This is a genomic window from Rhizobium sp. 21-4511-3d, from assembly GCF_053522545.1.
In genome coordinates, this window is sequence record NZ_JBNWCF010000001.1 from 981,836 (window position 1) to 994,286 (window position 12,451).

At 61.5% G+C, this 12,451-nt stretch carries 11 protein-coding genes; 10 read left to right on the plus strand and 1 reads right to left on the minus strand.

The features are described 5' to 3' along the window. Nucleotides 1-262 precede the first annotated feature (262 nt). Nucleotides 263-2,722, plus strand: coding sequence for a ComEC/Rec2 family competence protein (locus tag ACQZ5H_RS05365; protein WP_449096936.1), 2,460 nt, complete (start codon nt 263-265; stop codon nt 2,720-2,722). Here the strand turns inward: ACQZ5H_RS05365 and lexA are convergent. Continuing rightward, nucleotides 2,703-3,416 carry a transcriptional repressor LexA gene (lexA, locus tag ACQZ5H_RS05370; RefSeq protein ID WP_112711751.1) on the minus strand — a complete coding sequence of 238 codons (714 nt, stop codon included), beginning with the start codon at nt 3,414-3,416 and terminating at the stop codon, nt 2,703-2,705. The genes ACQZ5H_RS05365 and lexA overlap by 20 nt on opposite strands. A 204-nt stretch (nt 3,417-3,620) precedes the next feature. On the opposite strand from lexA, the gene ACQZ5H_RS05375 reads away from it, so the two are divergent. From ACQZ5H_RS05375 to ACQZ5H_RS05415, 9 genes are all read left to right on the plus strand, one after another. Next, the gene (locus ACQZ5H_RS05375; RefSeq protein ID WP_449096937.1) at nt 3,621-4,499 is read left to right on the plus strand and encodes a VOC family protein; all 879 of its coding nucleotides are present in this window, start codon (nt 3,621-3,623) and stop codon (nt 4,497-4,499) included. After that, a complete protein-coding gene (gene kdsA / locus ACQZ5H_RS05380; RefSeq protein WP_112711755.1) occupies nt 4,496-5,341 on the plus strand; it encodes a 3-deoxy-8-phosphooctulonate synthase in 846 nt (281 codons plus the stop codon). Before ACQZ5H_RS05375 ends, kdsA begins: the two co-directional genes overlap by 4 nt. A 164-nt stretch (nt 5,342-5,505) precedes the next feature. Continuing rightward, complete coding sequence (gene eno, locus ACQZ5H_RS05385; RefSeq protein WP_112711757.1) at nt 5,506-6,780, plus strand: phosphopyruvate hydratase; 1,275 nt, start codon at nt 5,506-5,508, stop codon at nt 6,778-6,780. 144 nt (nt 6,781-6,924) lie between these two features. Then, a complete protein-coding gene (locus ACQZ5H_RS05390; protein WP_112518610.1) occupies nt 6,925-7,245 on the plus strand; it encodes an FtsB family cell division protein in 321 nt (106 codons plus the stop codon). Nucleotides 7,246-7,391: 146 nt separating this feature from the next. After that, the gene (gene pdhA / locus ACQZ5H_RS05395; RefSeq protein ID WP_112711759.1) at nt 7,392-8,438 is read left to right on the plus strand and encodes a pyruvate dehydrogenase (acetyl-transferring) E1 component subunit alpha; all 1,047 of its coding nucleotides are present in this window, start codon (nt 7,392-7,394) and stop codon (nt 8,436-8,438) included. A gap of 15 nt (nt 8,439-8,453) precedes the next feature. Then, nucleotides 8,454-9,842: a pyruvate dehydrogenase complex E1 component subunit beta gene (locus ACQZ5H_RS05400; protein ID WP_130278383.1), complete on the plus strand. Its 1,389-nt coding sequence runs from the start codon at nt 8,454-8,456 to the stop codon at nt 9,840-9,842. Nucleotides 9,843-9,857: 15 nt separating this feature from the next. Next, nucleotides 9,858-11,201, plus strand: a complete 1,344-nt coding sequence (locus ACQZ5H_RS05405) for a pyruvate dehydrogenase complex dihydrolipoamide acetyltransferase (protein ID WP_449096938.1) — start codon at nt 9,858-9,860, stop codon at nt 11,199-11,201. Between the two features lie 19 nt (nt 11,202-11,220). Continuing rightward, complete coding sequence (locus ACQZ5H_RS05410; protein ID WP_112711765.1) at nt 11,221-11,862, plus strand: SGNH/GDSL hydrolase family protein; 642 nt, start codon at nt 11,221-11,223, stop codon at nt 11,860-11,862. Nucleotides 11,863-11,864: 2 nt separating this feature from the next. Next, nucleotides 11,865-12,449 (plus strand): GNAT family N-acetyltransferase, encoded by a 585-nt coding sequence (locus ACQZ5H_RS05415; RefSeq protein WP_449096939.1) that lies wholly within the window; start codon nt 11,865-11,867, stop codon nt 12,447-12,449. The last annotated feature ends 2 nt before the right edge of the window (nt 12,450-12,451 follow it).

Here is a 12,451-nt window from a genome sequence, read left to right on the forward strand (position 1 = left end):
TCCAAATTGGCGGCGGCGCCATAAAAGCGCCATAGGGTTAAGCGTCCGCTCAGATTGCTATATGATAGCGCGCCTAATGCCAAGTTACCGTGACGCCATTTTGTGCATCGCAGTATCAACTTTTAGGCACTCCTGCGATGCTGTAAACGCATAGCGGAAGCCGATGATTTATTTAGGCTTTTTGCACTCACGATTTTTTGCGTTTTTTCAATCGATTATTGTTGCTGAAACGCGCGCAGGGTTGCATCTTGGTTGTATTTTAATGGGTCGCAAGGCTCTTTACATGCCGGGGTTGAAAAGCAGCGAGATCAGCCTGGAACTTTCGGAGGATGCGGCCAAATTGCCGCATCTTGAGCCAGCGCGCGCCTATTCTGGCCTCTCGCCCGTGCCGATGCGGCACTCACCGGCCACGCTCAGCGCTTATCGACTCCGATCATCCTTCAGGCGCGCGATAGGCGCCATCCCGAAATGCGCCGACGAAGAGCTCGCCTACGGTGGCCGAATGCTCTTCGCGCCGGTTGCGCTCGGCTTTGGTGCCGTGGCGTGGTTTGCGGCCGGCAATGGCGTTTCGCCAATTATACCGCTCTTCTTCATCGCGGTGCTGTTCACTCTCATGATCGTGACCGATCGGGCGCGGGAGGGGATGCGCGTCGTGATCGCCGCATTGACGTTGGTCGCGGCAGGCGTCGCGACTGCGCAATTCGAAACGTGGAGAGCCGAGACCATCCTGCTTGATTCCGCCGTGACGACGACGCTCACAGGACGGGTCGAGCGCCGGGAAAGCGACGGCCGCGGCGGCTGGCGCTACGTGCTGTCATTGCGCGCAACCGAAAACCCGGTGGTGAAACGCCCGCCCGCCCGGGTGACTGTCATCGCCCGCGGCGCCAAGTCCGAGTTCGAGACGGGAACCTGGGTGAAGGGCAGGGCGCGGCTGACGCCACCCTCCGGTCCGGCACTCCCCGGTCTCAACGACTTCTCGTTCTCATCCTATTTCGATCGCGTTGGCGCCAATGGGTTTTTCTATGGGGCGCCGGCGGCGGTGAGGCCGGGGGCCGCAGACGAGCATTCGCTGACCGACAGCGCCTTCGAGTGGCTCTACCGGTTGAGAAGCGGCATCGGCGATCGCATCAGGGGCATTTTGCCCGGCGATACTGGCGCTTTCGCTGCCGCGCTCGTGACCGACGAGCGGCGGGCGATTTCGGCAGAAACTACGGAGGCACTCCGGCAATCAGGCCTCGCGCATATCATCGCCATATCGGGCCTCAACATGGCGCTGTCTGCCGGCATCTTCTTCGTCGGGTTCCGCACGCTGCTCAGCCTGTTTCCGTCCGTCGCCCAGGCCTACCCGGTCAAGAAGATCGCGGCTGCCGGAGCGCTTGCGGCCGTCACCGCCTATTTCCTGATTTCCGGCTTCGCGGTTTCCGCCGAACGCGCCTTCATCATGATGGCGATCATGCTGACGGCGGTGTTCTTCGACCGGCCGTCGATCAGTTTGCGCAACGTGGCGCTCTCGGCGCTGATCATCATCGCCATCTCGCCCTCAGAAATCATGGGGCCGAGCTTTCAGATGTCCTTTGCCGCGACGCTGGCGCTGGTCGCCGGCTATGCGCTCTGGAAGGAGCGGCCGGCCCGCGACAAGCCCTTTGCGAAATTGCGCCTCGTCAGGCTCATGTCATCGGCGGCCGGCTTCTTCGGCGGCATCCTGCTCACCTCCGTCATCGGCGGTTTCTCGACGGCGCTGTTTTCGATCGAGCATTTTCACCGGCTGACGGCCTATGGCCTGCCTGCCAATCTCGCCGCCATGCCCGTCATCTCCTTCGTCATCATGCCGGCCGGGCTGTTTGCAATGCTGTTGATGCCGTTCGGGCTGGATGCCTGGGCCTGGCAGGTGGTCGGCTTCGGTCTCGATCTGGTGATCGCGATCGCCAAGACCGTCTCGTCCTGGGGAGGTGATATCGGCGTCGGCCGATTGCCTGCCTGGTATTTCCCGGCCGCGGTCGCGGGCTTCCTGTTACTGACCCTGCTGCGCACCCGGCTGAGGCATATCGGCACGGCAATCATGGCCCTGTCGACGCTTGTGGTCGTCATGCTTCCCGAGAAGCCGCCGCCGAAGATCGTCATTGCTGAGGACGGCAGCATGGCGGGGATCGTCGGTTCCAGCACAATCGCTACCAATCGCGAGCGCCCGCCGGGTTTCATCTTCGATCAGTGGAAACGGGCTCTGGTGCTGGACAGCCATCGCGAGCCGATCTTTATCACATCGGCATCGGCATCGACATCGGTCCCGACCGCGCCGCCGGGTGAAAGATTGAGGCTGACATCAGCGCAACAGCAGGAAGCGCAGAGCGCCATTGCGGCCAATGCCAGGGAAGAGCGGTTTTCCTGCGTAAAGAAAGCCTGGTGCACGGCAAAGCTGGAGAACGGCTCGGTGCTGACGGTCATCGACAATGCCGCTTACCTCGGCCCCGCCTGCGATGCATCCGATATCGTCGTCACACCGGTGCGCCTGCGGCTCGAAAGCTGCCGCTCTGGCGCACTGCTTTTTACCGGCGCTACTTTAAGAAAGACAGGCTCTGTCGAGTTGCGCTTCGATGGAGGCGCTGCAGCAGTCACCGCATCCTTCGAGGATCTCGATCGCCCCTGGACCCGCCACCGCGCCTATGATTGGCGCAGCGGCACTTTTGACGGTGATGAAATCGCCGTCAGTGATAGCGGCGGATAAGGCCGACAAGCTTGCCCTGAACCTTGACGCGGTCAGGCCCGAAGATACGCGTTTCGTAAGCCGGGTTGGCAGCTTCGAGTGCGATCGATGCGCCCTTGCGGCGGAAGCGCTTCAGCGTTGCTTCTTCATCGTCGACGAGGGCGACGACGATATCACCGGCATTGGCGGTATTGGTATTGCGGATGATCACCGTGTCGCCGTCGAAAATGCCGGCCTCGATCATCGAGTCGCCCTTGACTTCAAGAGCGTAGTGCTCGCCGTTTCCGAGCATGTCGGCGGGAACGGTGATGTCATGGGTGTTCTGCTGGATCGCGGAAATCGGCACACCGGCGGCGATGCGGCCCATGACAGGAACCGAGATCGAGCTGCTATTGTCTTCGTTCGCCGGCTTCGGCGGCGCGACGGGCTGCGGCTTGCCGAGGCTGCCTTCGATGACGCTTGGCGAGAAGCCGCGGCGCGGCTGGATGCTGGGGCTGTAGGCCTCGGGCAGCTTGATGACTTCCAGTGCGCGGGCGCGGTTCGGTAGGCGGCGAATGAAGCCGCGCTCTTCGAGCGCTGTGATCAGGCGATGAATGCCCGACTTAGAGGCGAGGTCGAGCGCATCCTTCATTTCGTCGAAGGACGGCGGTACGCCGGACTCCTTCATCCGCTCGTGAATGAAGAGGAGAAGCTCCTGTTGTTTGCGCGTCAGCATCGAAGTCTTTCCCCAGATTCGTGAAACAAAGCCAGAACGGACACTATATGTTCCATATGTGTTCCGCAAGTGCCTAAATATTGGTAAAACTTCCCATCATTTTTCGTCATTTTTGAAAGTTTCTTTGCCGGATTGGTTATCCGCGCTTGCGCTTTGCCCGGCGCGGCGTGCAAATCTCTGCCGGCTTCACCGGAGGGAACCGCCATGACGCATCCGCTCGATCATCTGGTACTGCCCGTCACCCATATCGATGTCGCCCGCGAGCGACTCGGCCGTCTCGGTTTCACCGTCGCTGCCAGTGGCCGCCATCCATTCGGAACGGAGAATGCCTGCGTCTTCCTCGCCGACAAGACCTATCTTGAGCCGCTCGGCATCGCGAGCCAGACGGAGTGCGATGCCGCCGCCGCCAAGGGCAACAGCTTTATCGCCCGCGACCAGGCCTTCCGCTTCCGCTGCGGCGATGATGGATTCTCGGCGGTCGTCTTCGGTACTGACGATGCCGATGCGGACAGGGCCGCCTATGATGGCGCGCAGCTGAGCGGCGGTGACATGGTGGAGTTCTCGCGCCCGATCGTCATGCCCGATGGAACGCAGGCGACCGGCGCCTTCAAGCTCGCCTTTGCCGCCGATCTGAGGGCGCCCGATGTCTTCTTCTTCGCCTGCCAGCGGATCAACGCCTTTCCGGCCGATCGCAAGGCGCTGGAGACTCATGCCAACGGCGTTCTCGGCATCGTCGAGATCGCGCTCAGCGCAGAGGAGCCCGATGCCTTCGCGTCGCTGTTGCAGACGGCAACCGGCGGCGTGGCGCCCGGTGAGGCCGCCTTCGGCCTTTCCTTCGCTCTCAGCAATGTCCGGATCGTCATCTATTCCGAAGAAGGGATGGAGGCCTATTTCGATGTCGAGCCGCTTGGCACCGATAACGGCCTGCGGGCGCGGGCAATCGTCTTTGCGGTCGCTGATCTGGCCGTGACAGCGGCGCATTTGGCTGCTAACGGGATCACCTACGTGAATATGAACAATCGTCTATTGGTGAAGCCGGCGCCGGGACAAGGCGCGATCTTCGCCTTCGAGGAGACCCAATGAGCAACACCAATGCAGAAGTCGCCGTCGGCGAAGGCGCTGGCCGCGTTACCTTTTCCAATGCCGGCAAGCTGTCGATCATCGCTGGCCCCTGTCAGATGGAAAGCCGCGAACATGCCTTCATGATCGCCGGTGTTCTGAGCGAACTCTGCAAGAAGCTCGGCATCGGCCTCGTCTACAAGTCTTCCTTCGACAAGGCCAACCGCACCTCGCTCTCGGCGCAGCGCGGCATCGGCCTCGACAAGTCGCTCGAAGTCTTCTCTGATCTGAAGAAGGAATTCGGCTTCCCGGTTCTGACGGACATTCATACCGAGGAGCAGTGTGCAGAGGTCGCAACCGTCGTCGACATCCTGCAGATCCCGGCCTTCCTCTCTCGCCAGACCGACCTTCTCGTTGCTGCGGCCAAGACCGGCCGCGCCGTCAACGTCAAGAAGGGCCAGTTCCTGGCTCCGTGGGACATGAAGAACGTTCTCGCCAAGCTCAATGAGACGGGCAACCCGAACATCCTGCTCTGCGAGCGCGGTGCTTCCTTCGGCTACAACACGCTGGTCTCCGACATGCGCTCGCTGCCGATCATGGCGGCCATGGGCGCGCCTGTGATCTTCGATGCCACGCATTCGGTGCAGCAGCCGGGCGGGCAGGGCGGATCGAGTGGCGGCCAGCGCGAATTCGTCGAGACCTTGGCGCGTGCGGCCGTCGCCGTCGGCGTTGCCGGCGTCTTCGTCGAGACGCATGAGGATCCTGACAATGCGCCGTCGGATGGCCCGAATATGGTCTATCTGAAGGACATGCCGCGGCTTCTCGAAAAGCTTCTGGCCTTCGATGCGATCGCAAAGTCGGCCTGACGTTCAAAAGGCTGACATGATCTTGTAATAGGCCACGCAGGTGGCCTGAAACGAAGGCATGTTAGGCGGCTCAAAAACGGCTGTGAAAACGCCATTGCAATCTGCGTGCCTTCGATTAAGACGATTTCAAACGATTTATCCACCCACCGAGCAGGAAGAAACCCATGACTGCAATTACCGATATCATCGCCCGCGAGATCCTCGATAGCCGTGGCAACCCCACCGTCGAAGTCGACGTCTATCTCGAAGATGGCAGCATGGGCCGTGCGGCTGTTCCGTCGGGCGCTTCGACCGGCGCGCATGAAGCCGTTGAAGTTCGCGATGGCGGCAAGCGCTATCTCGGCAAGGGTGTCGAAAAGGCTGTCGAAGCCGCCAACACCGAGATCTTCGATGCCATCGGCGGCATCGATGCCGAAAACCAGATCCAGATCGACAACATCATGATCGAGCTGGATGGCACGCCGAACAAGTCGCGTCTCGGCGCCAACGCCATCCTCGGCGTTTCGCTCGCTGTCGCCAAGGCTGCCGCTCAGGCCGCCGGCCTGCCGCTTTACCGCTACGTCGGTGGCGCTTCCGCTCACCTGCTGCCGGTTCCGATGATGAACATCATCAACGGCGGCGCACATGCAGACAACCCGATCGACTTCCAGGAATTCATGATCCTGCCGGTTGGCGCCGACTCGATCCGCGAAGCCGTCCGCATGGGCTCGGAAGTCTTCCACGTCCTCAAGAAGGAACTGTCGGCTCAGGGCCACAACACCAACGTCGGTGACGAAGGCGGTTTCGCACCGGGCCTGAAGAGCGCCCCTGAGGCCCTCGACTTCATCATGAAGTCGATCGAAAAGGCTGGCTACAAGCCGGGCGAAGACATCTATCTCGGCCTCGACTGCGCAGCGACCGAATTCTTCAAGGACGGCAAGTACGTTCTCGAAGGCGAGGGACGCACGCTGGAATCGGGTGCCATGGCCGAATACCTCGCACAGCTCGCCGCCCAGTACCCGATCATCTCGATCGAAGACGGCATGGCTGAAGACGATTGGGATGGCTGGAAGGCCCTGACCGATCTCGCTGGAAAGAAGGTTCAGCTGGTCGGCGACGATCTGTTCGTCACCAACTCGGCCCGCCTGCGCGATGGCATCAAGATGGGCGTTGCCAACTCGATCCTCGTCAAGGTCAACCAGATCGGCTCGCTGACCGAGACGCTCGACGCCGTCAACACCGCGCACAAGGCAGCCTACACCGCTGTCATGTCGCACCGTTCGGGCGAAACCGAAGATTCCACGATCGCCGATCTCGCAGTTGCCACCAACTGCGGTCAGATCAAGACCGGCTCGCTGTCGCGCTCTGATCGTCTTGCAAAATACAACCAACTGATCCGTATCGAAGAGGGCCTCGGCCCGCAGGCCCGCTATGCCGGCCGCTCGATCATCCGCGGCTGATAGCCCTTAAAGCTCAATGCCTTGAAACCCGCGCTTCACCGGCGCGGGTTTTTTCTTGCCCGCAAGAATTCATAGTCAACGGACGGTTAATCTCTGAGCGCTACTCTCTTCGCATAGGTAATGCGTTTTAGAGCATGTGTGCGTATGTGGACAAAGCATCATAAGAAAAAGAAGATCGGCCGGTTCGTGGTTCCGGCCATGACGGTCGCCTTTCTCTCCTATTTCGGCTATCATTGCATCCATGGCGATTACGGCCTGCGTGCCACGGAAGTCTTCGAGCAGCGGCGCATTGCACGCGAGAAGGAGTTGGCGACGCTGAAGGCTAAGCGCGAGCATATCGAGCAGCAGGTCGCGCTGCTGAGTGATGGCTCTCTCGACAAGGATATGCTGGACGAGAAAGCCCGTTACCAGCTGAATATGTCACGCGCCGACGAGGTCGTCATATTCAATTCATATTCCAATTAACCGAATACTGGTTAATCGATAATTCGATAGAATTATCAGTGGCTTAATCCTGAATACGTGCCATGCATTTATGGCATTGCTGTGGCCATCTTTCTTCCCTATGGTACGCGCCACTCGAAGAACGACAAACCCATAGGGAGGGTTGTATGGCGCCTCGCAAGAACGCGACCGTTTCCAGCCGCAAAACCAGCACGAAATCCGCAGCCAAGGCCTCCAACGGTGGTCCGGTTGCCGATTTTACGCGCGATGAGGAGCTCAAGGCCTATCGCGAGATGCTTCTGATCCGCCGCTTCGAAGAGAAGGCCGGTCAGCTTTACGGCATGGGCTTCATCGGTGGTTTCTGTCACCTTTATATCGGCCAGGAAGCTGTCGTCGTCGGCATGCAGATGGCGCAGAAGGAAGGCGACCAGGTCATCACGGCTTACCGCGACCACGGTCACATGCTGGCAACCGGCATGAGTGCGCGCGGCGTCATGGCGGAACTGACCGGACGCAAGGGCGGCTATTCCCACGGGAAGGGCGGCTCCATGCACATGTTCTCCAAGGAAAAGCACTTTTACGGCGGCCACGGCATCGTCGGCGCCCAGGTGTCGCTCGGCACCGGCCTCGCTTTCGCCAACCGCTACCGCGGCAACGACTCGGTCAGCGTCGCCTATTTCGGTGACGGCGCTGCCAACCAGGGCCAGGTCTACGAAAGCTTCAACATGGCGGCGCTCTGGAAGCTGCCGATCATCTATATCGTCGAAAACAACCGTTACGCCATGGGCACTTCGACGGCCCGCGCAACGGCGCAGTCGAACTACTCGCTGCGCGGTTCGGGCTTCGGCATTCCGGGCGTCCAGGTGGACGGCATGGATGTGCGCGCCGTCAAGGCTGCCGCAGACGAGGCGCTCGAGCACTGCCGCTCCGGCAAGGGTCCAATCATCCTGGAAATGCTGACCTATCGCTATCGCGGCCACTCGATGTCCGACCCGGCGAAGTATCGCACCAAGGAAGAAGTGCAGAAGATGCGCTCCGAGCAGGATCCGATCGAGCAGGTCAAGGCTCGCCTCGTCGAAAAGGGCTGGGCTTCCGAAGACGATCTGAAGACGATCGACAAGGATGTCCGCGACATCGTCGCCGATAGCGCCGATTTCGCCCAGAACGATCCGGAGCCGGATGCATCCGAGCTCTACACCGACATTCTGCTCTAATCGGGGAGGGAACCAATGCCTATCGATATCCTCATGCCCGCCCTCTCTCCGACGATGGAAGAAGGCACGCTGTCCAAGTGGCTCAAGAATGAAGGCGACAAGGTCACCTCGGGTGACGTGATTGCCGAAATCGAAACCGACAAGGCGACGATGGAAGTCGAAGCCGTCGATGAAGGCGTGATCGGCAAGCTGCTGGTCCCGGCCGGCACCGAAAACGTCAAGGTCAACGCCAAGATCGCGATCCTCTTGCAGGACGGCGAATCGGCTGCCGATATTTCGTCGGCTGCCCCCGCTGCTGAGCCGGCTCCGGCCGCTGCTGCTCCGGCGCCTGCCGCAACCGAACAGAAGTCGTCTGCCGCTCCGGTCCCGGCCGAGCCGAAGGCATCCGTGCCGAACGATCCGGAAATCCCGGCCGGCACTGAAATGGTCTCCATGACCGTTCGCGAAGCACTGCGTGACGCGATGGCCGAAGAAATGCGCGCTGACGACAGCGTCTTCGTCATGGGCGAAGAGGTTGCCGAATATCAGGGCGCCTACAAGGTCACCCAGGGTCTCCTGCAGGAGTTCGGCGCACGCCGCGTCATCGACACCCCGATCACCGAACACGGCTTTGCCGGCGTCGGCGTCGGCGCTGCCATGGCCGGCCTGAAGCCGATCGTCGAGTTCATGACCTTCAACTTCGCCATGCAGGCGATCGACCAGATCATTAACTCCGCTGCTAAGACGCTTTACATGTCGGGCGGCCAGATGGGCGCTCCGATCGTCTTCCGCGGCCCCAACGGCGCAGCTGCCCGCGTCGGCGCACAGCACAGCCAGGATTATGCATCCTGGTACAGCCAGATCCCTGGCCTCAAGGTCGTCATGCCCTACACGGCAGCTGACGCCAAGGGCCTGCTCAAGGCTGCGATCCGCGATCCGAACCCGGTCGTCTTCCTCGAAAACGAAATTCTCTACGGTCAGCACTTCGACGTGCCGAAGCTCGACAATTTCGTTCTGCCGATCGGCAAGGCGCGCATCCACCGCCAGGGCAAGGACGTCACCATCGTCTCCTTCGGCATCGGCATGACCTATGCGGTCAAGGCTGTTGCCGAGCTCGAGAAGATCGGCATCGACGCCGAACTGATCGACCTGCGCACGCTGCGCCCGATGGACCTCCCGACGGTCATCGAATCCGTCAAGAAGACCGGCCGCCTCGTCACCGTCGAGGAAGGCTACCCGCAGAACTCGGTCGGCACGGAAATCGCCACCCGCGTCATGCAGCAGGCCTTCGATTACCTCGATGCACCGGTCCTGACGATCGCCGGCAAGGACGTTCCGATGCCCTACGCCGCAAACCTCGAAAAGCTGGCGCTGCCGAATGTCGACGAAGTCGTCCAGGCAGTGAAAACCGTCTGCTACAAGTAAGGGGAGGCTGTTCCGATGCCTATCAACATCACGATGCCTGCCCTGTCTCCGACCATGGAAGAGGGCAACCTGGCCAAGTGGCTCGTCAAGGAAGGCGACACCGTCAAGTCGGGTGACGTCATCGCCGAGATCGAGACCGACAAGGCGACGATGGAAGTCGAAGCCGTCGATGAAGGCACTGTTGCCAAGATCGTCGTTCCCGCCGGTACCGAAGGCGTCAAGGTCAACGCGCTGATCGCGGTTCTGGCTGCCGAAGGCGAAGACGTGAAGGCTGCCGCAAGCGGTGCAGGCTCTGCACCGAAGGCCGAAGCTGCACCGGCACCGAAGGCGGAAGCAGCACCCGCTGCTGCCCAGCCGGCTCCGGCCGCCGCTGCTCCGGCTCCAGCCGCAGCACCTGCTGCAGCTGCATCGTCCGGCAACCGCACCTTCTCGTCGCCGCTCGCCCGCCGTCTTGCCAAGGAAGCCGGTATCGACCTTTCGGCGATCTCCGGTTCCGGTCCGCACGGCCGCGTCGTCAAGAGCGACATCGAAGCTGCCGTCGCTGGCGGTGGTGCCAAGGCTCCGGCCGCAGCCGCGCCGCAGGCCGCCGCACCGGCACCTGCCGCAGCCCCGAAGGGCGCTTCCGACGAAGCCGTCCTCAAGCTGTTCGAAGCGGGTTCCTACGAACTCGTGCCGCATGACGGCATGCGCAAGGTCATTGCCAAGCGCCTGGTCGAATCCAAGCAGACCGTTCCGCACTTCTACGTCACCGTCGATTGCGAGCTCGATGCGCTTCTGGCGCTCCGTGCCCAGCTCAACGATGCCGCACCGAAGTCCAAGGACGGCGTTCCCGCCTACAAGTTGTCGGTCAACGACATGGTCATCAAGGCGATGGCGCTTGCTCTCCGCGACGTTCCGGATGCAAACGTTTCCTGGACCGAGAATGCGATGGTCAAGCACAAGAACGCCGATGTCGGCGTTGCTGTCTCCATCCCGGGTGGCTTGATCACCCCGATCGTCCGCAAGGCGGAGCTGAAGACGCTCTCGGCCATCTCCAACGAGATGAAGGACCTCGGCAAGCGCGCCAAGGACCGCAAGCTGAAGCCTGAGGAATACCAGGGCGGTACCACGTCGGTGTCGAACATGGGCATGATGGGCGTCAAGCAGTTTGCCGCCGTCATCAACCCGCCGCATGCAACGATCCTCGCGGTCGGCGCAGGCGAGCAGCGCGTCATCGTCAAGAAGGGCGAAATGGCGATTGCCACCGTCATGAGCGTCACGCTCTCGACCGACCACCGCTGCGTAGACGGCGCGCTCGGAGCCGAGGTGCTGCAGGCGTTCAAGGGCTACATCGAAAACCCGATGGGCATGCTGGTCTGATCAAAGGGCGGAGGCGGAAATGACGAAGACCGTTCTTTGCTATGGTGACTCGCTGACTTGGGGCTACAGCGCCGAGACGATCGGCCGCCATGCCTATGAAGATCGCTGGCCGAGCGCGCTGCAAGCTGCTCTCGGCAGCGATGTCCGCGTCATCGCCGAAGGTCTGAACGGCCGGACCACCGCCTTCGACGACCATCTTGCCGATTGCGACCGCAACGGCGCACGCATTCTGCCGACCATTCTGCAGACGCATGCGCCGCTCGATCTCATCATCATCCTGCTCGGCACCAACGACATGAAGCCTGTCGTGGCGGGTTCGGCTTTTGCTGCCTGCCAGGGCATCGCCCGGCTGGTGCGGCTGATCCGCAATCACGCCTGGCCCTTCGAGTTCGACGGTCCGGACATCCTGATCGTGGCGCCGCCGGCGATCTGCGCGACGGGCAACGTGCCCTTCGCCGCATCGTTCCCTGGCGGCATCGAAGAGTCCGCGAAGCTCGCAACGCTCTACCGCGATCTCGCCGACGAACTCGGCTGCGGCTTCTTCGACGGCAATTCCGTCGCCAAGACCACGCCGCTCGATGGCATCCATCTCGATGCCGAAAATACCCGCGCTCTAGGGCGCGGCATGGAATCGATCGTCCGGATGATGCTGGGGCTGTGACCATGGGCGGCGCTTTCGCAGCGCTTAGAGCGGCGGAACGGAAGGATGCGGCCGAGCTCGCGATCCTCGTCGATATCGGCTCGCATGGCTTTGCCTCCTGGCTGTGGTTTTCGGAGGTTGCCAACGGCAAGACCGATACGCCTCTGGAGCATGGCCGGCTGAAGATGAGCCGGGACGGCGAATGGGGCAGCTGGCAGAACGCAGTCGTTGCCGAAGCTTACGGCGAGGTCGCCGGCGCTGCAGTCGGATACGAGTTGGGCGAGGGGATCCACGCCCTCAAGACGGACCGTCCCGCACTGGCGCCCGTCATCGCCATGCAGAAGACGGTCGCCGGTGGCTGGTTCATCGGCACGCTGGCAGTCTACCGTCATCTGCGCGGTATCGGCATTGGAATGAAGCTGCTCGGTGACCAGATCGACAGGGCAAACGGATTGCCGGTCAGCCTGATCACCGCAAGCGACAATGACGCAGCGCTCGCGCTGTACAAGAAGAATGGATTTTCGGAAGCGGCGCGCGCTGACGCCGTACCGCTTTTCGAAGGCAGCAAGAAACACGAGTGGGTGCTTTTGACCCGCCTCGCCGGATAAAA

What these genes read in the sequence shown, in the direction of transcription:
- ACQZ5H_RS05405 (WP_449096938.1), top strand. Translation starts at nt 9,858, where the DNA reads ATGCCTATCAACATCACGATGCCTGCCCTGTCTCCGACCATGGAAGAG.
- ACQZ5H_RS05415 (WP_449096939.1), top strand. Translation starts at nt 11,865, where the DNA reads ATGGGCGGCGCTTTCGCAGCGCTTAGAGCGGCGGAACGGAAGGATGCG.
- lexA (WP_112711751.1), bottom strand. Translation starts at nt 3,416, where the DNA reads ATGCTGACGCGCAAACAACAGGAGCTTCTCCTCTTCATTCACGAGCGG.
- pdhA (WP_112711759.1), top strand. Translation starts at nt 7,392, where the DNA reads ATGGCGCCTCGCAAGAACGCGACCGTTTCCAGCCGCAAAACCAGCACG.
- ACQZ5H_RS05365 (WP_449096936.1), top strand. Translation starts at nt 263, where the DNA reads ATGGGTCGCAAGGCTCTTTACATGCCGGGGTTGAAAAGCAGCGAGATC.
- kdsA (WP_112711755.1), top strand. Translation starts at nt 4,496, where the DNA reads ATGAGCAACACCAATGCAGAAGTCGCCGTCGGCGAAGGCGCTGGCCGC.
- ACQZ5H_RS05390 (WP_112518610.1), top strand. Translation starts at nt 6,925, where the DNA reads ATGTGGACAAAGCATCATAAGAAAAAGAAGATCGGCCGGTTCGTGGTT.
- ACQZ5H_RS05410 (WP_112711765.1), top strand. Translation starts at nt 11,221, where the DNA reads ATGACGAAGACCGTTCTTTGCTATGGTGACTCGCTGACTTGGGGCTAC.
- ACQZ5H_RS05375 (WP_449096937.1), top strand. Translation starts at nt 3,621, where the DNA reads ATGACGCATCCGCTCGATCATCTGGTACTGCCCGTCACCCATATCGAT.
- ACQZ5H_RS05400 (WP_130278383.1), top strand. Translation starts at nt 8,454, where the DNA reads ATGCCTATCGATATCCTCATGCCCGCCCTCTCTCCGACGATGGAAGAA.
- eno (WP_112711757.1), top strand. Translation starts at nt 5,506, where the DNA reads ATGACTGCAATTACCGATATCATCGCCCGCGAGATCCTCGATAGCCGT.